At 63.3% G+C, this 20,060-nt stretch carries 14 protein-coding genes; 12 read left to right on the top strand and 2 right to left on the bottom strand.

Annotated features, from left to right (window positions below; all coding sequences use genetic code 11):
• Positions 1-10: 10 nt before the first annotated feature.
• Positions 11-664, bottom strand: coding sequence for a TetR/AcrR family transcriptional regulator (locus tag NKJ78_RS10885; RefSeq protein WP_023686329.1), 654 nt, complete (start codon positions 662-664; stop codon positions 11-13).
• A gap of 277 nt (positions 665-941) precedes the next feature.
• On the opposite strand from NKJ78_RS10885, the gene NKJ78_RS10880 reads away from it, so the two are divergent.
• The 9 genes from NKJ78_RS10880 (at position 942) to NKJ78_RS10840 (ending at position 11,809) form a co-directional block, all read left to right on the top strand.
• Complete coding sequence (locus NKJ78_RS10880; RefSeq protein ID WP_352459806.1) at positions 942-2,621, top strand: amidohydrolase; 1,680 nt, start codon at positions 942-944, stop codon at positions 2,619-2,621.
• A 156-nt stretch (positions 2,622-2,777) separates the two neighbouring features.
• Positions 2,778-3,878 (top strand): ABC transporter ATP-binding protein, encoded by a 1,101-nt coding sequence (locus NKJ78_RS10875; protein ID WP_023691713.1) that lies wholly within the window; start codon positions 2,778-2,780, stop codon positions 3,876-3,878.
• A 2-nt stretch (positions 3,879-3,880) separates the two neighbouring features.
• On the top strand, positions 3,881-4,801 hold the full coding sequence (locus NKJ78_RS10870) for an ABC transporter permease (protein ID WP_352459807.1): 921 nt from the start codon (positions 3,881-3,883) through the stop codon (positions 4,799-4,801).
• Positions 4,794-5,594 (top strand): ABC transporter permease, encoded by an 801-nt coding sequence (locus tag NKJ78_RS10865; protein WP_023820688.1) that lies wholly within the window; start codon positions 4,794-4,796, stop codon positions 5,592-5,594. Before NKJ78_RS10870 ends, NKJ78_RS10865 begins: the two co-directional genes overlap by 8 nt.
• Positions 5,595-5,617: 23 nt before the next feature.
• Positions 5,618-6,652 (top strand): ABC transporter substrate-binding protein, encoded by a 1,035-nt coding sequence (locus tag NKJ78_RS10860; RefSeq protein WP_023683465.1) that lies wholly within the window; start codon positions 5,618-5,620, stop codon positions 6,650-6,652.
• Between the two features lie 62 nt (positions 6,653-6,714).
• Positions 6,715-7,911, top strand: a complete 1,197-nt coding sequence (locus tag NKJ78_RS10855) for a serine hydrolase domain-containing protein (RefSeq protein ID WP_023831527.1) — start codon at positions 6,715-6,717, stop codon at positions 7,909-7,911.
• 32 nt (positions 7,912-7,943) lie between these two features.
• Positions 7,944-9,125, top strand: coding sequence for a serine hydrolase domain-containing protein (locus NKJ78_RS10850; RefSeq protein ID WP_023744237.1), 1,182 nt, complete (start codon positions 7,944-7,946; stop codon positions 9,123-9,125).
• 114 nt (positions 9,126-9,239) lie between these two features.
• Positions 9,240-11,561, top strand: a complete 2,322-nt coding sequence (locus tag NKJ78_RS10845; protein ID WP_023744238.1) for a Tex family protein — start codon at positions 9,240-9,242, stop codon at positions 11,559-11,561.
• A gap of 65 nt (positions 11,562-11,626) precedes the next feature.
• Complete coding sequence (locus NKJ78_RS10840) at positions 11,627-11,809, top strand: hypothetical protein (protein WP_023820690.1); 183 nt, start codon at positions 11,627-11,629, stop codon at positions 11,807-11,809.
• Between the two features lie 11 nt (positions 11,810-11,820).
• Here the strand turns inward: NKJ78_RS10840 and NKJ78_RS10835 are convergent, their stop codons facing one another.
• Positions 11,821-12,732, bottom strand: coding sequence for a LysR family transcriptional regulator (locus tag NKJ78_RS10835; RefSeq protein ID WP_023686321.1), 912 nt, complete (start codon positions 12,730-12,732; stop codon positions 11,821-11,823).
• A gap of 105 nt (positions 12,733-12,837) precedes the next feature.
• Between NKJ78_RS10835 and NKJ78_RS10830 the strand changes: the two genes are divergently transcribed.
• The 3 genes from NKJ78_RS10830 (at position 12,838) to NKJ78_RS10820 (ending at position 20,060) form a co-directional block, all read left to right on the top strand.
• Complete coding sequence (locus tag NKJ78_RS10830) at positions 12,838-14,034, top strand: acyl-CoA dehydrogenase (protein WP_023699743.1); 1,197 nt, start codon at positions 12,838-12,840, stop codon at positions 14,032-14,034.
• 248 nt (positions 14,035-14,282) lie between these two features.
• A complete protein-coding gene (locus NKJ78_RS10825) occupies positions 14,283-17,642 on the top strand; it encodes a transglutaminase family protein (protein WP_352562431.1) in 3,360 nt (1,119 codons plus the stop codon).
• Positions 17,643-17,648: 6 nt separating this feature from the next.
• Entirely contained in the window at positions 17,649-20,060 is a 2,412-nt protein-coding gene (locus tag NKJ78_RS10820; protein WP_352459809.1) for a circularly permuted type 2 ATP-grasp protein, read from the top strand.

Below are 20,060 nucleotides of genomic sequence, written 5' to 3'. Positions count from 1 at the left end.
AATAGCGAAATCAGTCAAGGTTGAGATAGGGGGTGACCAAAGCGAGCCACATTCTTTCCACATCGTCCTCGATGAGGTCGTATGTTTTGCGATCCCGCTTCAACCCCACAAGCCGGCAGGCGTGCCCGACATCCATCATCAGCACGCCGAGTCGGCTGGCGATCTTGTCTTCAAGGGCCGGGTTCACATGCTGCAGCCACGCGGCGTAAAGCGCGATGATCTGCTCGTCATATTCGTCCTGGATCGGCCTGAGGTCGGCATTGCCGGATATCGCCTCGATCACCGGCATCAGGGTGGCGTTTTCGAGATATATTCTGGAGGTATCGATGAAGAGCTTGCGCACCTCCTGCCGAAACTCGTCGCGGTTGGTGGGTGGGGTGACCTCGATGCGCCTGGCGATCACCTCGGGAAACGACGACAGCCAGCGCCGGGCGAGGTCGAGGAGAATGGCTTCCTTGTTGGGAAAGTACTGGTAGACCGAACCGACCGACAGGCCCGCGCGCCGGGCAATGGCGAGCGTCGTCGGCGTCTTGGTTCCTTGCTCCCGCGTCAGGATCAGCGCAGCGTCGAGTATCCTGTCGACCACCTTGCTCGACCGTTCCTGCCGCGGCTGCTTGCGCGGTTCGAGCGCCATCCTGGTTTCGCGGCTGAGACTGCGCTTCACGGATTGATGCCTTCGTTCCCTGCCGGTTTCAACACAGGTCCCGGTCTCAACATTGGCGTGGTGTGTTGTCCACAATACATTCGAAATTCGGCACGTTGACAAACGCGAATAATTAGTCGCATTCTTTTATCCACGCTGTTTCGAGAGATCACAAGGGGAATTTCGAAACAGCGCACTGGCATCAGTTTTCGTCCGATAACGCCGCTCCAGCGGAGTGGCAGCTTGTCGGACAAGAGGGTTGTCGGTCTCAGCCAGTCGTCAAAAGCGCGGAGTCGCGATGTCTGTCACGGGTGCGGGTCAAAATGCTGATCTGATCGTCATCAATGGTCGCGTGCGGACCATGGACGATGACAATCCCGCCGCCGAGGCGATTGCCGTCAAGGACGGCGCCATCATCGCCATAGGCAACCACGCCGCCATCGAAAAACTCAAGGGAACGACCACAGAGGTGATCGACGCCAAGGGCGGTTCGGTCCTGCCCGGTTTCATCGAAGCCCACATGCATCTGTTCTCGGGAGGGGCCGAGCTCGCGCATCTTCAACTCGGCGGTATCCATGGCTTCGAGGCGCTTCAAAGCGCCATCCGCGACTACGCCACGACGTGGCCCGAGGCGAAGATGCTTGTGGGACAGGGCGTCGACTACACCGTGCTCGGCGACGAGCGGGTGACACGCCATCATCTCGACGCCATCCTGCCCGACCGCCCCTTCTGCATGGCGGCACCCGACCACCATACGATGTGGGCCAACACCAAGGCGTTGGAGATGGCCGGCATCCTGAAGGGACGCACGCTCGGTCCGGGCAACGAGATCGTGATGGGTGACGACGGCCTGGCCGCGGGCGAATTGCGCGAGGGCGAGGCCTTCGGTCCGGTGCTCGACCTTGCCGGCGAAAGCCGGGTGCGGCTGGGGCTGTCGACCGGCGGTGAGCCCGACCCAATGCCGTCGACCGCCGAGCGGGCCGCTGACCGTGACATCATGCGGCGCGGGCTTGCATGGTGCGCGCGCCACGGCATCACCTCGATCCAGAACATGGACGGCAATCTCTACCAGCTCGAACTGCTTTCCGAGATCGAGGCCGAGGAGGGATTGCCCTGCCGCGTCAAGATCCCGTTCCACTACAAGAATTTCATGACGCTCGACATGCTCGAGAAGGCGTCCGTCATGGCCGAGCGCTACCACAGTGAGTGGCTGTCATCGGGCATGGTCAAGGTGTTCTATGACGGCGTGCTCGATTCCTGGACCGCTGTTATGGTCGAACCCTATGCGGATCGTCCCGACTGGGTCGGCGAGCCGCTGTTCACGCCGCAGCAATTTATCGATCTCGCCGTGGCTATCGACAAACGCGGGCTGCAGATCGCGGTGCACTCGATTGGTGACGGCGCGGTGCGCGCAGTGCTCGACGGTTACGAGGCGGCGCAGAAGCTCAATGGCAAGCGCGACAGCCGGCACAGGGTTGAGCACATCGAGGTCACCACAGCAGCCGACGTGCCGCGTTTTGCCGAACTCGGCGTCATCGCCTCGATGCAGCCGTCGCATCCGCCCGGCGCCATGGATTTTCCGCTGGAGCCGACGGTGTCACGCATCGGGCGGGACCGCTGGCCGCTGAGCTATGCCTGGCGCACCCTGAAAAGCGCCGGCGCCCATGTCGTGTTCGCCTCGGACTGGCCGGTGGCGGCGATCGACCCGATCCTGAGCATTCAGGCGGCAGTGCAGCGCAAACCATGGGCAGAAGGCGATCCTGACCAGAGTTTCTCGCTGCAAGAAGCGATTGCCGCCTACACGGTCGAGGGCGCCTATGCCGAATTCGCCGAACATCGCAAAGGCGTTCTGAAACCCGGCTATATGGCGGATCTGGTGGTTTTGTCGGCCGATATCGAGAAGACGGCGCCGGCCGATCTACACAAGCTGCGGCCGGTGACGACGGTCTGCGGTGGCAAGGTCACCTACCAGGCCTGACAATGGCATGCGGCTTGCACAGCTTGCCGCTTGCAAGACGAAATGACCGACTGAACTGTGGTTCAATGCCGGACTTGCCAACCTACCGGCCGTGTGGTCACATCGAACAGGGGAAAAACTCCGCCAGCAAGAGCGGGGTCAACAGTGAGGCGTATCGTGCCGGAAAAACCGGATCGGAATGCAATTGAAGTCGTAAACGTCAGTAAAATTTTCGGATCGGGTGAGGGGCAGGTTGCTGCCCTCGATACGGTCTCGGTATCCATCCGCGAGAATGAGTTCTTCACCCTGCTGGGACCATCCGGCTGCGGCAAGACCACGTTGCTGCGGCTGATTGCCGGCTTCGACTTCCCAACCGCCGGCGAAATCCTCCTCTACGGTCAGGACATCGCGCCGTTGCCGCCCTTCAAGCGGCCGGTCAACACCGTCTTCCAATCGTACGCGCTGTTCCCGCATATGACGGTCGCCGACAATATCGGCTTTGGCCTGGAAATGCTGGGCAAGCCGAAGGCCGAGATCAAGGCGCGCGTCGCCGAGATGCTGAAACTGGTGAAGATGGAGGCGCTGGCGGGCCGCCGCACCAGCCAGATCTCCGGCGGCCAGCAGCAGCGCGTGGCGCTCGCCCGGGCGCTGGCGCCGCAGCCCAAGGTGCTCCTGCTCGACGAACCGCTCTCGGCCCTGGACTACAAGCTGCGCAAGGAAATGCAGATCGAATTGAAGCGGCTGCAGCACGAGACGGGCATCACCTTCATCTTCGTCACCCACGACCAGGAGGAAGCGCTGACCATGTCGGATCGCATCGCGGTGATGTCGTCGGGCAAGATCCTGCAGGTCGGCTCGCCGCGCGACATCTACGACCGGCCGGCCGAGCGTTTCGTCGCCGACTTCATCGGCGAGTCGAACTTCCTCAAGGCGGATGTGGTTAGCGCGACTGGTGGCCGGGCGACGGTGAAGCTGCCGTCTGGTGTGGAAATCCCAGCCTCGCTGCCGGAAGGCTTCAGCCCCAGCGGCAAGGTCACCATCGTCGTGCGTCCAGAGCATGCGCAGTTGGGCACGGCCAGCCCGAGCGCTTCGCTGTCCGGCACCGTCGAAAACATCGTCTATCTCGGCACCGACACGCACTTCCATCTGCGCCTTGCCGGTGGCGAGCCGTTCATCGTGCGGCGTCAGAACAGCCGCGGCGCCGGTGACGGCTTCGTGCAGGGCGGCCAGATCGGCATCATGATCGGCAACGACGCCGCGCAAGTGCTGAAGGACTGATCATGGCGACCGCGGAACAAGTCGCCAAGGCAGCGCAGCGACGCGATGTGCGCGACCGGTGGCTGCTGTCAGCGCCAGCCTTGCTGGTGATCTTCCTCGCCGCGACAGGCCCCTTGCTGATCGTGCTGATCTACTCGTTCCTGACGCCTGGCCCCTATGGCGATGTGAAGTGGCAGTTTTCGCCCGATGCCTGGCTGTCGGTGTTCATGGAACGCGACATTTTCGACGATACGCTTTCGCTTGCGGCAGCGCATGTCACCATCTTCTGGCGCTCGATCAAGCTGGCGGTGATAACGACGATCGCCACTTTGGCATTGGGGTTTCCAACCGCCTATTTCATGGCGACGCGCAGCGAGAAAACCAGGGATCTCTGGCTGTTCCTGATCACCATTCCGTTCTGGACCAACCTTCTGATCCGCACCTTCGCCGTGCTGCAGATCATCCGCAACGAAGGCATCATCAACACCATCCTTATCAAGCTTGGTATCGTCTCAGCGCCGGTGCAGATCCTCTTCACCGACACGGCGATTCTGATCGGCATGGCCTATGTCTATCTGCCGCTGATGGTGCTGCCGATCTATGCCAGCATGGAGAAGCTTGATTTTCGCCTCGTCGAGGCGGGCTACGACCTCTACGCGACCCGATTCAAGGTATTGCGGAAGATCATTTTCCCGCTGGTCAAACCCGGCGTCATTGCCGGCTCCATCCTGGTCTTCATTCCAGCCCTTGGCGCCTATGTGACGCCGAGCGTGCTTGGCGGCGGCAAGAATATGATGCTGTCCAACCTGATCGAATTGCAGTTCGGCCAAGGCCGCAACTGGCCGCTCGGCTCGGCGCTGTCGATCACGGTGATGATCATCGTCATGGTGGCGCTGCTTGCCTATGTGCGCAATGCCGGCAAGTCGGGGGCGCGGCATGACTAAGAACTTTTCCATCAAGCACCAGACCGGCTTCACGGTGATCGCTGCGACCTGTTTTATCGTGCTCTATCTGCCGATCATCGTGCTGGTCGCCTATGCCTTCAACGCGGCGAACTCGACGTCCGAATGGGGCGGCTTTTCGATGCGCTGGTTCCAGTCGGCTTGGCAGAACGTGCAAGTTATCGACGCGACGCTACGCTCGTTCCAGATCGGCGCCGTCGCTGCGGTGCTGTCGACAATCTTTGCCACCATGGCCGCGCTCGCCACCACGCGCACCGCGTCCTATCCGGGCCTCACCTTCAAATATGCGGCGATCAACCAGCCGCTGATGGTGCCCGAGATCGTCACCGGCGTGGCGCTGCTGATCTTCTTCTCGCGCATCAAGATCTTCACCGGCTATTCCGGCATTGGATATCTGATCGCCGCGCACACGGCGTTCTGCATCCCGTTCGCCTATCTGCCGATCCGGGCGCGGCTGGAAAACATGGACCTGACGCTGGAGCGCGCGGCCGCCGATCTGTACGCGACGCCTTGGAAGACCTTCCGCCGCATCACGCTGCCGCTTTTGTGGCCCGGCATACTGGCCGGACTGATGCTGGCATTCGTCATCTCGCTCGATGACGTCGTCATCACCGAGTTTGTCAAATCGGGCGGCCAGGATACGCTGCCCACCTACATGCTCGGCCAGATCCGCCGCGGCATCACGCCTGAGATCAACGCGATATCGACCGCCTTCCTGCTGCTTTCGGTCGCGATCGTCACGTTGTTTTTCTTCGTCAGCAGGAAAAGAGACTGAACCGACAAATGGGAGCTAAAACCATGAACTGGAAAACAACGACAGCCGCCATGGGGTTGGCGCTGCTCGCAACGACGAGCCTGGCCAGCGCCGATGGCGAGCTGAACATCTACAATTGGGGCAACTATACCAGCCCCGACGTGATCAAAAAGTTCGAAGCCAAATACAACGTCAAGGTGACCATCACCGATTACGATTCCAACGATACGGCGCTCGCCAAGGTACGCCAGGGCGGCACCGGCTTCGACATCGCCGTTCCGTCGCAAACCTACGTGCCGATCTGGATCAAGGAGGGTCTCGTGCAGGAGACCGATCCGGGCAAGATGGAGAACTTCAAGAACGTGGCGCCGGAATGGGCCAATCCAGACTTCGACCCCGGCCGCAAATATTCCGTGCCGTGGGCGCTGGGCACCGTCGGCGTCGTCGTCAACACCGATGCCTACAAGGGACCAGCCGACAGCTGGGGCATCATCTTCAACACGCCGGACGAGCTGAAGGGCAAGACCAATGTCGTTCCCGAGATGAATGACGTTATCTTCGCGGCGATCAAATATGTCGGCGGCCAGCAGTGCACCGACGACAAGACGGTGCTGAAGAAGGTGCGCGACACGCTTGTCGCGGCCAAGCCGAACTGGATCGCCATGGAATACAACACCATCGAAAAGATGGGCGCCGGCGACTTCAAGGCGACCAGCGACTGGAACGGTTCGGCGCTGCGTCAGCGGCTGGCCAATCCGGCCATCCATTACAATTATCCGAAGGAAGGCTACGGCCTGTGGAGCGATAACGTCGTCGTTCTCAAGGAAGCCAAAAATGTCGAGAACGCCAAGCTGTTCCAGAACTTCATCATGGATCCGGAAAACGCGGCCGGCCTCTCGGCCTTCCATCGCTACGCAAACGCCATTACCGGCTCGGACAAGTACATGCCGGCCGATATGAAGGATGCCCCGGAAGTCGTCATTCCGGAGGCTGCGAAGGCACAAGGCGAATTCCAGAAGATGTGCGCGCCTGAGATCCAGGACATCTACACCAAGATCTGGACCGAACTGCAGAAATAACCGCAGTCTGACAGACCCGGCGGCATGCGCCGCCGGGTCTTTTCTTTTCCGGAATGGCTTTCATGGACTCCTATCGCAACAGCGATCCGCGGCCGTCGATCATGCAGGGCTCGCCGCCTCAAATGGTGCTGCCGAAGCTCGACTGGGACCGGCCGCCATGGAATCGCTGGGCCTTCCAACACATCCGCGAATTCCTGCCGACCATCGAGGTCTGGCGCGGCAATGGCCATCGCCATCGTCTTGAGCGCGCAGAGACCGATCTCGACGCGCTGCCGGTGGAAGACAGCAAGGGCCGTCCGACGACGCTCGTTGGCCTGCTCGACGAGACCTACACGGACGGCTTCCTGGTGCTCAAAGACGGCAAGGTCGCCTATGAGCGCTATTTCAACGGCATGGCCGAGCGCACGCTGCATCTGTCGCAGTCGATGGCGAAGTCGGTAACAGGCACCGTGTTCGGTATTCTGGTTGGGCGCGGCTTGATCGACCCGGCCAAACCGGTGACCGCCTATCTGCCGGAGCTCGGCGCGACCGGCTGGGACGGCGCCAGCGTGCAGCATGTGCTGGATATGACCACCGGCGTGCGGTTTTCCGAGGAATACACCGACCGTTACTCCGACATCGGCCAGGTTGATGTCGCCACGGGCTGGAAGCCGGTGCCGCCGGACAGCGATCCGGATTTCCAATGGCCGCCGCATCTGTTCGAGTTGATCCAGCAGCTGAAGGACAAGGTGCGGCCGCATGGCGTCGCGTTCGAGTACCGCTCGATCGAGACCGACGTGCTTGCCTTCATCATGGAGCGGGTCACCGGTAAACGGCTGGCGCAGCTGGTGTCCGAGGAGCTGTGGCAAAAGCTCGGCGCCGACGAAAGCGCTTGCTTCACGGTCGACAGCGCCGGCTATGCGCTGGCCGATGGCGGCTTCAACGCGACGCTGCGCGATTACGCCCGCTTCGGCCAGCTGATCCTCGACAAGGGCCGCGGCATCGTGCCGGCCGACTGGATCGAGGCGACGCGCAACGGCAGGCATGGGCCGGACTTCAATCCGAGCCTGCCCGAAGGCAGCTATCGCAACCAGTTCTGGATCGAAAACCCGCGCTCACGCGCGCTGATGTGCCGGGGCGTGTTCGGGCAGATGATCCATATCGACTGGGACACCGGCATGGTCGTGGTCAAGCTTTCGACCTATCCGGATTTCAGCAATGTCGCCTATTCGGTGGCAACGCTGAAGGCGGTGCACACCATCGCCATGGCGCTTGGTTGACCCACAACAAATCACCCTCTGAGGAAACGTTCATGACCGGCAAGACCGCGTTCGAGACCCGCTACGGCTTCGCCCGCAATGAGGTGCTGCTCTCCAACTGGCGCGAAAGCCCGTTCAACCGCTGGTCGTTCCAGAACCTTGGCGAGCTGGTGCCTACCGCCCCCGTGGCGGCGACGCCGGGAAGCGTCGAGGCACCGGTGCGGGACCTGAGCGGCCTGCTCGGCGAAAACGTCCCCGTCGCCGGCGCGCCGGAGACGGTGGCCGAATTCCTCACACGTTCGAGCAGCGACGCGCTGACGGTGATGAAGGCTGGCAAGGTCATCGGCGACTGGTTCGCGCCCAATATGGATTTCGGTGCCCGTCACATCATCTTTTCGATCAGCAAATCGGTCACCGCGATCATCGCCGGAATACTGGAAGGCGAGGGCGTGTTCGACCCGGAAGCGCCGGTGACCCAGTACATTCCGGAAGCCGCCGGCTCGGCCTATGCCGATGCAAGCTGCCGGCATGTGCTCGATATGAGCGTCAGCCTCGATTTCGAGGAGGCCTATCTCGATCCCGAAAGCGCCTTTGCCCGTTACCGCCGCGCGACGCTGTGGAATCCGGGCGGCGGCACTGAAAGCTTGCGCGAATTCATTCTGACCTTGCAGCGGCTCGAAGAACCGCACGGCAAAACCTTCCGCTACCGTTCGCCCAATTCCGATCTGCTCGGCCTGCTGCTCGAACGAGCTTCCGGCCAGCGCTTCCCGGACCTGATGCGCGAGAAACTGTGGCTACCGCTGGGTGCAGTCAGCGAGGCTTCGATCGGCGTCGACATGGAAGGTACGGCGCGCACCGCCGGCGGCATTTCGGTGACGCCGCGCGACCTGGCGCGTATCGGCGAGATGATGCGGCAGGGCGGCACGGCCAATGGCCGCGGCATCGTGCCGGAAGGCTGGGTGCGCGATACGACCGTTGCCGGCGGCAGCGCGGAGGCCTGGCAGCGCGGCACAATGGTGCATCTGTTCCCGAAGGGCCGTTACCGTAACAAATGGTACCAGACGGGGGCGGCAAACGGCGCCTTCTGCGGCATCGGCATCCACGGCCAATGGCTCTACGTCAACCCGAAGACGGAAGTGGTGATTGCAAAAATGGGGTCGCAGCCGGTGCCTGAAGATTATCCGCTCGAACGCGAGATCGTTGCCTTTTTCGAGGCGCTGAGCGGGATGGTCTGAGGACGAGCCAAAGCAAGGCGCTTTCCTGTGGACCTCTTTGACGCTTGAGAACACTGCGGTTGGCGTGACGGACATCAGCGCCTATGGTCGCCGCTCTTTGCGACAGGGACCAGCATGGCAGCAGACAGCAAACGCATCGCATCCATCATCGCGGCAGAGATCGGGGCGCGGCCGGAGCAGGCATCAGCAGCTATAGGGCTGCTCGATGAGGGCGCGACGGTGCCGTTCGTGGCGCGCTACCGCAAGGAGGTCACCGGCGGGCTCGACGACACCCAATTGCGCGACCTTGCCGAGCGATTGGCCTATCTGCGCGAACTCGATGCGCGCCGCGATACCATTCTCAGTTCGATCCGCGAGCAGGGCAAGCTGACCGAAGAACTTGAGGCCAAAATTGTGGCTGCCGCCACCAAGGCTGAACTGGAAGACATCTACCTGCCCTACAAGCCCAAGCGGCGCACCAAGGCCGAGATCGCCCGGGAGCGCGGGCTGGCGCCATTGGCGGAGGCTATTTTGGCCAACCGGTCGTTGGTGCCCGCCGAGGCGGCGCTGGCTTATGTGACCGAGGATGTGACCGACGCCAAGGCCGCACTGGAAGGCGCACGCGACATCCTGTCGGAACAGTTCGCGGAAAATGCCGATCTGGTCGGCAAGCTTCGCACCTACATGAAGGAGCGCGCTTTCATGCGTGCCCGTGTCGTCGACGGTAAGCAGGAGGCCGGGGCGAAATTCTCCGACTATTTCGAGCATGTCGAGCGTTGGGCAAATGTTCCGAGCCACCGCGCGCTGGCCATGCTGCGCGGCCGCAACGAAGAGGTGTTGTCGCTAGACATCGAGGTCGATGCCGACGATGCCTCGCCGGTGAAGCCGGTCGAGCGGATGATCGCCAATGCCTACGCCATCGGCGGCAGCCTGCCGGGCGACCGCTGGCTGATGGAAGTCGCCGGCTGGACCTGGCGGATCAAGCTTTCGCTGCACCTGACGCTCGATTTGATGCGCGACCTGCGCGAGCGGGCGGAGGAAGAGGCGATCCATGTCTTTGCACGCAACCTCAAGGATTTGCTTCTGGCGGCACCCGCCGGCTCGCGGCCGACCATGGGGCTCGATCCCGGCATCCGCACCGGCGTCAAGGTCGCGGTGGTAGATGGCACCGGCAAGGTGCTGACGACGACGACCGTCTATCCATTTCCGCCGCGGAACGATGTGCGCGGCACACAGGCCCAGCTCGCAGCACTCATCCGCCAGCATAAGGTCGAGCTGATCTCGATCGGCAACGGCACCGGCAGCCGCGAGACTGAAAAGCTGGTCGCCGACATGCTGTCCGACATGCCTTCGGATGGTAGGCCAAAGCCGCTCAAGGTGATCGTCAGCGAGGCCGGCGCCTCGGTCTATTCGGCCTCGGCGACAGCGGCGGCTGAGTTTCCCGGGCTCGACGTGTCGCTGCGCGGTGCGGTGTCCATAGCCAGGCGGCTGCAGGATCCGCTCGCCGAACTGGTCAAGATCGAACCGAAATCGATCGGCGTCGGCCAGTACCAGCATGACGTCGACCAGTATCGGCTCGGCCGTTCGCTGGAAGCGGTGGTGGAGGACGCGGTCAATGCCGTCGGTGTCGATCTCAACACCGCCTCGGCGCCGCTCTTGGCCCGCGTGTCAGGCCTAGGCGCTTCGCTTGCCGACGCCATTGTCGCGCATCGCGATGCGACCGGGCCGTTCGCCAGCCGCAAGGAGCTGCTCAAGGTAGCGCGGCTCGGACCGCGCGCGTTCGAACAGTCCGCAGGCTTCCTGCGCATTGCCAATGGCAGCGAGCCGCTCGACGCCTCGTCGGTCCATCCGGAAGCCTATGGCGTGGCCAAGAAGATCGTCGCCGCCTGCGGTCGCGATGTGCGCTCGCTGATGGGAGACAGTGCCGCGCTCAAGGCGCTCGATCCGCGCGTCTTCGTCGACGAACGGTTCGGCCTGCCGACGGTGCGCGACATCATTGCCGAGCTGGAAAAGCCCGGCCGCGACCCGCGCCCCGGCTTCAAGACCGCAACCTTTGCCGATGGCATCGACGACATCAAGGATCTGAAGCCCGGCATGCTTCTGGAAGGCACCGTCACCAATGTCGCTGCCTTCGGCGCCTTCGTCGATATCGGCGTGCACCAGGACGGGCTGGTGCATGTCTCGCAACTGGCCGATCGTTTCATCAAGGACGCGCATGAGGTGGTGAAGGCCGGCGACGTGGTGAAGGTGCGGGTCGTCGATGTCGACATCAAGCGCAAGCGCATCGCGCTGTCCATGCGCAAGGACGGCGGCGAGGGCGGGACGCCGAAGGGGCCGCGCGACAATGGCGGCGGCAAGCCGGCGCAACCTTCGCCGATGCCGCAGCGTCAGCCGGAACGACCGGCACAGCAAGGCGCGTTTGGCGCAGCACTGGCCGATGCCTTGAAGCGGAAGTAGCCTCGAATGGTTCCTTGCAATCGCTAGAGCGTTATCTACCATCCTTGTGTGGAGATACGCGCGATATGGCAAGTTTCGAGAAAGTGAGTGTCCAAGAGTTGGGGCGTCTTTGGGACGAGGGCATGGCGAGTGGCAGTTCGGTCGATGGAGACCAGGCTTTCGCCCGGATCAAAAGCAAGCTCGATGCGAAAGTTGCCGAACGCAAGTCGCAAAAACGCTGCGCTTCCAGCCGGAAACCGTGCCGATGAAGCGGAAGTAGCTACCAGGCCAGAACGGCCGGTTCCTTCTCAACCTGGCCCAGCAGCCAGTCGCGAAAGCTGACGACGGGCGGGTGGCCGCGCTTGTCGTTCGGGACGACGAGGTAGTAGGCGCTGCGGCTTTGCATCGGCTGTCCCGGCGCCGGCACGAGCTGACCGCGCTGCAATTCGCCGGCGATAAGAACTTGCGGCAGGAGCGCGACGCCAAGCCCCGCCATGCAGGCTTGGGCAACGGTGCCGAATTGCTCGAACTGCATGCCGGGTCCGATCGGTGCGCTCAAGCCCTGTTCCTCGAACCATTCGCCCCAGGCCCCGGGACGCGTCGCCATGTGCAGCAGCGGCAGGCGGCTGATGTCGGCCGCAGTGGTGATATCGCGGCTGGCAAGGAAGTCGGGCGAAACCACCGGCATCACGGTTTCGCGCATCAACAATGTGGAATCGGCGTCCGGCCAGTCGGGCTGGCCATGATGGATGGCGGCGTCGAGCCGCTCGCGGGCGAAGTCGAAGCGGCCGATGCGGGTGACAAAGTTGATGGTGATGTCAGGGTTTTCTGCGACGAAATCCGGGATCAGAGGCATCAGCCAGCGCGTGCCGAAGGTCGGCAGTATGGCGAGGTTCAGCATGCCGCTATGCCGATTGCTCATCAATCCGAGCGCGGCGTCGCGCAATTGCCCGAGTGCCGCCCGCACGGCTTCGGCATAGATTTCGCCCGCCGTGGACAGCCGAACATTGCGGCTGTCGCGCTCGAACAGCCGGCGGCCGAACTGTTCCTCCAGAAGGGCTATCTGGCGGCTGACGGCCCCTTGGGTCAAATCGAGTTCCTGGGCGGCAGCGGTGAAGGAGCCAAGGCGGGCCACGGCCTCGAAGGCGGCAAGGGCGCTGGTGCTGGGTAAAAGCCGGCGTTGGACGTTCATGATCCATTACTAAACCTCATTGATCTGTGATGCAATTTTGTTTGATTTTTCCGAAGCGGAGGTGGATAAGCCCGAGCACTTCAAGATTTGGGAGAGGGCGAAGCCATGGCCGCCGACAAGAACGCGTTCGTCTGGGAAGACCCCTTCCTGATCGAGAACCAGCTTTCCGAGGATGAGCGTATGGTGCGCGATGGCGCGGCCGCCTTTGCCGCCGACAAGCTCGCGCCGCGCATCGAGGAGGCCTATCTCGAGGAAAAGACCGACGCCGGCATTTTTCGCGAGATGGGCGAGGCCGGCCTGCTCGGCATCACCATTCCCGAGGAATATGGCGGGCTCGGCGCCAATTACGTCACCTACGGGTTGGTGGCGCGCGAGGTCGAGCGGGTCGATTCCGGCTACCGGTCGATGATGTCGGTGCAATCGTCGCTGGTGATGTACCCCATCCATGCCTATGGCTCGGAAGAACAGCGCAAGAGGTACCTGCCGAAGCTGGCTTCGGGCGAATGGATCGGCTGTTTCGGCCTGACCGAGCCGGATGCCGGTTCCGATCCGGGCGGCATGAAGACGCGGGCCGAGAAGACGGCGAACGGCTACAAGATTTCCGGCTCGAAAATGTGGATATCCAACGCGCCGATCGCCGACGTGTTCGTGGTCTGGGCGAAGCTGAAGGGCGACAACGGCAAGGACGAAATCCGCGGCTTCGTGCTGGAGAAGGGCATGAAGGGGCTGTCGGCGCCGAAGATCGGCGGCAAGCTCAGCCTTAGGGCCTCGATCACCGGCGAGGTGGTGATGGAAGGCGTCGAAGTCGGCGAAGACGCGCTGCTGCCCAACGCCAGGGGCCTCGGCGGCCCATTCGGCTGCCTCAACCGGGCCCGCTACGGCATTTCCTGGGGCGCGATGGGCGCCGCCGAGGATTGCTGGCACCGGGCCCGGCAGTATGGACTCGACCGCAAGCAGTTCGGCAAGCCGCTCGCCGGCACGCAGCTGTTCCAGAAAAAGCTCGCCGACATGCAGACCGAGATTGCGCTCGGCTTGCAGGGCTCGCTGCGCGTCGGGCGGCTGATGGATGAAGGCAAGATGGCCCCGGAAATGATCTCGATCGTCAAGCGCAACAATTGCGGCAAGGCGCTCGACATCGCGCGCCAGGCCCGCGACATGCATGGCGGCAACGGCATCCAGATCGGCTACCACGTCATGCGCCACGCGCAGAACCTGGAGACGGTCAACACCTATGAAGGCACGCATGACGTGCATGCGCTGATCCTTGGCAGGGCTCAGACGGGGATACAGGCGTTTTTCTAAGCTGTGCCGAATTCAAGTGAGGCCGGCCTGCAAATGGCCGATACCTGCGCTTCCGGTGCTCGCGTACCAAAAGTACGCTCTGCTCCGGTTCTCGGTATCAGCCATTTTCGACTCGGCCTGACCTGAATCTCGACACAGCGTAGCCGACTTCGGCTGCTTAATTTAGGTGCAGCGCAACATCTCTGCTTGGAGAATGGCCAATAGATGTGTCAGGGTTCGGCTGAAGAAACGCCGATCTCCGGGGCCCCATGGCAATACTGGCAGCCGTCTACCACCTGACCCATTACAAATACGACCGGCCGGTGGTTCTCGGGCCCCAGGTCATCAGGCTGCAGCCGGCACCGCATTCCCGCACCAAGGTGCTCAGCCATTCGCTGAAGGTCGGGCCGGCGAACCACTTCGTCAATCTGCAGCAGGACCCCTACGGCAATTTCCTGGCCCGCTTCGTCTTCCCGGAACCGGTGACGGAATTGAAGATCGAGGTCGACCTCGTCGCCGACATGACGGTCTACAATCCGTTCGATTTCTTCGTCGAGCCATCGGCCGAGACCTTCCCGTTCGAGTACCCCGAAGACATCAGGGACGATCTCGCCATCTACCGCACGCCGGAGCCGGCGGGGCCGCTGCTGTCTGCTTTCCTCGCAACCATCGACCGTAGCGCCACCAACACCGTCAATTTCGTCGTCGACCTCAATGCGCGGCTGCAGCGGGAGATCGCTTATATCGTGCGGATGGAAACCGGCGTGTTCTCGCCGGAGGAAACGCTGGCCGCGAAAAAGGGATCGTGCCGGGATTCGAGCTGGCTGCTGGTGCAAATCCTCAGGAATCTCGGCCTCGCCGCGCGTTTCGTCTCCGGCTATCTGATCCAGCTGAAGCCCGATCTGGTCGCGCTCGATGGCCCCGCCGGAACCGCCGTCGACTTCACCGACCTGCACGCCTGGTGCGAGGTCTATCTGCCGGGCGCCGGCTGGATCGGCTTCGATCCGACGTCCGGCCTGCTCACCGGCGAAAGCCATGTGCCGCTGGCGGCCACGCCGCATTTCCGCAACGCCGCACCCATTTCCGGCATGGCGAGCTTCGCCAATGTCGAATTCGGCTTCGACATGCGTGTCGACCGCATCGCCGAACATCCGCGCATCACCAAGCCATTCTCGGACGAAAGCTGGCAGGCGCTGGATGCGCTGGGCAACAAGGTCGACGCCGCACTTCAAGCGGGCGACGTCAGGCTGACCATGGGCGGCGAGCCGACCTTTGTCTCCATCGACGATTTCGAGTCCGCCGAGTGGAACACCGCCGCCGTCGGCCCGACCAAGCGCGAAAAGGCCGATGCGCTGATCCGTAAATTGCGCGAACGCTTCGCGCCGGGCGGCTTCCTCCACTACGGCCAGGGCAAATGGTATCCGGGCGAAAGCCTGCCGCGCTGGACCTTTTCGCTCTATTGGCGCACCGACGGCCAGCCGGTGTGGAGCGATCCGTCGCTGATCGCACGCGAAAAGAGCGACGCAAAGGTGGGGCCGCAGCAGGCCGAGAGCTTGCTGACGGCAATCGCCGGCGAACTCGGCATCGACAAGGCGATGGTCAGCGAGGCCTATGAGGACCCGGCCGAATGGCTGCTGAAAGAAGGCAAGCTGCCCGACAATGTCGATCCGTCCAACTCCAAGCTGGAAGACCCGGAAGAGCGCAGCCGCATGGCGAAAGTGTTCGAGCGCGGGCTGACCAAGCCGTCGGGCTACGTGCTGCCGGTGCAGCGCTGGAACAGCCAGGCTTCGGACCCGCGCTGGCGCTCGGAGAAGTGGAAGACCCGGCGCGGGCGGCTGTTCCTGGTGCCGGGCGATTCCCCTGTCGGTTACCGCCTGCCGCTGGGCACGCTGCCCTATGTGCCGCCGGCGCAGTTCCCCTATATTGTGCCGGTCGATCCGTCGCTGCCGCGTGGACCGCTGCCGGCGCGGGAAGCCATACTGCCAGAACCGGCTCCGGCCGAGCTGGAAGGCGCCGACGAGATGGCACGACGCCAGCAGGCGATTTCTTTCACGGCGACGACCGGCCAGCAGGATAGGGTCGAACAGGAGATCACCGAGATCGGCGGCGCGGTGCGTACAGCACTTTCGGTCGAGCCACGCGACGGGCGGCTGTGCGTGTTCATGCCGCCGGTCGAGGCGCTGGAAGACTATCTCGAACTCGTCGCAGCCGCCGAAAACGCGGCCAAGGCGATCGGCCTTCCCGTGCATATCGAAGGCTATGGACCGCCGCACGATCCGCGCCTCAACGTCATCAGGGTGGCACCCGATCCCGGCGTCATCGAGGTCAACATCCATCCGGCTGCCAACTGGCAGGACTGCGTGGCGACGACGACGGCGATCTACGAGGAAGCACGGCAGACGCGGCTTGGCGCCGACAAGTTCATGATCGACGGCCGCCACACCGGTACCGGCGGGGGCAACCATGTCGTCGTCGGCGGCGCGACGCCCAATGACAGCCCGTTCCTGCGCCGGCCCGATCTGTTGAAGAGCCTGGTGCTGCAATGGCAGCGGCGCCCGTCGCTGTCCTATCTATTCTCCGGCCTGTTCATCGGCCCGACCAGCCAGGCGCCGCGCTTCGACGAGGCGCGGCACGATTCGCTTTACGAACTCGAGATCGCGATGGCGCAGGTGCCGCACCCGGGCCAGGGCAACCCACCGCTGCCTTGGCTGGTCGACCGACTGTTTCGCAACCTGTTGACCGATGTCACCGGCAATACGCACCGCTCGGAAATCTGCATCGACAAGCTGTTTTCGCCCGATGGCCCGACCGGCCGGCTTGGGCTTGTTGAGTTCCGCGGTTTCGAGATGCCGCCCAATGCGCGCATGTCGCTGGCGCAGCAATTGCTGGTACGCGCCATCATCGCCCGTGCGTGGAACAACCCGCTTGATGGCCGCTTCGTGCGCTGGGGCACCTCGCTCCATGACCGTTTCATGCTGCCGCATTATGTCTGGGCGGATTTCCTCGACATGCTCGACGACCTCAAGCTCAACGGTTTCGAATTCCGGCCGGAATGGTTCGATGCCCAGCTGGAGTTCCGCTTTCCGTTCTGCGGCGAAGTCCAGCATGCCGGCATCAAGCTGGAACTGCGGCAGGCGCTGGAGCCGTGGCATGTGATGGGTGAGCAAGGCGCCATCGGCGGCACCGTGCGCTTCGTCGATTCCTCGGTCGAACGGCTGCAGGTCAGGACCGAAGGCCTCAACCCGGAACGTCATGCCATTGTCTGCAATGGCCGAATCGTGCCGATGAAGGTCACCGACAATCGCGAGGTCGCGGTGGCCGGTGTGCGCTTCAAGGCCTGGCAGCCTTCGTCGGGCCTGCATCCGGCGCTGCCGGTCAACACGCCGCTCGTCTTCGATATCTACGACCGTTGGTCGGGGCGGGCGGTGGGCGGCTGCGTCTACCATGTCGCGCATCCAGGTGGGCGCAGCTACGACACGTTCCCGGTCAACGGCAATGAGGCCGAGGCGAGGCGTCTCGCCCGCTTCGAGCCGCGCGGCCATACGCCGTCGGCCTATGTGCTGCGCAATGAAGAAGCCTCTGAAGACTTCCCCATGACCCTTGACCTCAGGCGGCCAGCAAGAGTCTGATCAGCGATGGCAAAGGGGAATCAGAAAAAGGTCCGCGGCAAGCCGCTGAGGCACAGTCTGCTGGAGCACTATCAGCCGATTGACGGCGTCGTCGACGAGATGGTCGATGCTTCGGGCCGTCCGCGTCCGGCCTGGGCGCCCTTCATCGAGGCGCTGGAGGAGCTGGGCCCGGAAAAGCTCGGCCAGCGCTTTGCCCGCGCCGACCAGTATCTGCGCGACGCCGGGGTTTATTACCGCGTCTACGACAAGGCCGGCGCCAATGAGCGCGAATGGCCGCTGGCGCATATCCCGCTGCTGATCGAAGACAAGGAATGGGCCGGGATCAGCGCCGGTCTCGTCCAGCGCGCCGACCTTTTCGAGGAGATAGTCGCTGATATCTATGGCCCGAACCGGCTGATCGAGAAGGGAATCCTGCCGGCAGGCCTGATTGCGGCGAGCCCCGAATTTTTGCGCCCCGTCGTCGGCACCATGCCGGCCAGCGGTCATTTCCTGCATTTTTGCGCCTTCGAGCTCGGCCGTGGGCCGGATGGAAGCTGGTGGGTGCTGGGCGACCGCACGCAGGCGCCGTCGGGCGCCGGCTTTGCGCTGGAAAACCGCGTCGCCACGACGCGGGCTTTGTCCGACGTCTATGGCGAGATGCATGTGCATCGCCTGGCCGGTTTCTTCCGCCGCTTTCGCGATGCGCTGATCGGCATGGCGAAGGAGAATGACGGCCGCGTCGCCATTCTGACGCCGGGGCCGCTCAACGAGACCTATTACGAGCACGCCTATATCGCCCGCTATCTCGGCATCATGCTGCTCGAGGGCGAGGATCTGACCGTGTCCGGCGGCAAGCTGATGGTGCGCACGGTTTCGGGGCTGATGCCGATCAGCGTGCTGTGGCGGCGGCTCGATGCCGCCTTTGCCGATCCGCTGGAACTGCGGTCGGACTCGCATATCGGCACGCCGGGGCTGGTCGAGGCGATCCGCCGCGGCACCGTGTCTACGGTCAATGCGCTGGGGTCGGGCTTGATGGAAACCCGGGCGCTGCTCGCCTTCCTGCCGAAGATTTCGCGCGCATTGCGCGGCGAAGAACTTCTGTTGCCAAGCGTCGCCACCTGGTGGTGCGGGCAAGCAACCGAACGGGCCCATGTGCTTGCCAATATCGATCGCATGGTGATCGGTCCGGCGCTGTCGACGCGGCTGGCCTTCGAGGATGACGGCCAGACCAGGCTCGGTTCGGCACTGACGCCGGAGGAACGCATCGCGCTGATTGCGCGCATCGAGAGCGATGGCAGCGGTTTCGTCGGCCAGGAAGCGGTGACGCTGTCGACGACGCCGGTCTATGTCGGCGGCTGGCTGGAGCCACGGCCGGCAAGCCTGCGCGTTTATCTCGCGCGCACGCCCGATGGCTGGACGGTAATGCCGGGCGGTTTCGCCCGTGTCGGCCTTTCGCTCGACCCGACGGCCATCGCCATGCAGCGCGGCGGCCAGGCGGCCGACGTCTGGGTGGTCAGCGACCGGTCGGTCGAGCGCGAGACGCTGCTGCCGCAGGAGCATGACAGCTTCGTCCGCACCATGCCGGGCAGCCTGCCCAGCCGCGCGGCGGAAAACCTGACCTGGCTCGGCCGCTATATCGAGCGCTCGGAGGATACGGTTCGCATCCTGCGCGCCTATCATGTGCGGCTGGCCGAGACGTCCGATCCTGACATGCTGCTGCTCGCCGATATAAGGGACTATCTCGAACCCTTCGGCATCGATCTCGAAGCGGCCATTCCGCCCGGATTGATCGGCACGCTGGACAGCGCCGTCTACAGCGCCGGACAGATCCGCGACCGCTTTTCGCCCGATGGCTGGCTGGCGCTGAACGACCTGTCGAAGACCATTCATCAGTTCGCCACCACGGTGGCGCCGGGTGACGACGCGACACGGGCGATGACGGTCATGCTGCGCAAGTTGGCCGGCTTTTCCGGCCTGTTGCACGAGAATATGTACCGTTTCACTGGCTGGCGTTTCCTCGAGATCGGCCGGCGGATCGAGCGCGGCATCCAGATCGCCCGTACGCTAGCCCGACTGACAAGGTCCGGTGCGCCGGACGGCTCGCTCGACATGATACTGGAGATCGGTGACAGCGTCATGACCCACCGCCGGCAATATCCGGTGCGGGCCGGACGGCGCACGGTGATCGACCTCTTGGCGCTCGACCCACTCAACCCGCGCTCGATCCTGTTCCAGCTCGAACGGCTGAAGGCGGAGATCGGCCTGTTGCCATCGGTTGGGCCGGAGGGGCATATGTCGGTCGCGGCCAAGGAAATCCTGCAGCTCAACACGGCAATTGCCGTCATGGAGCCATCGGAGATGTCGGCGGAGGTGCTGGACGATCTCGCAACTGAGATCGGCAACCTCTATAGCAGCCTGGCTAAAGCGTATTTCGGTTAA

The sequence above is a fragment of the Mesorhizobium sp. M0037 genome (assembly GCF_040323635.1).
Lineage (GTDB): Bacteria > Pseudomonadota > Alphaproteobacteria > Rhizobiales > Rhizobiaceae > Mesorhizobium.
Note: the sequence above shows the minus strand (reverse complement) of the source record. Positions and strands in the feature narration are given on the sequence as shown.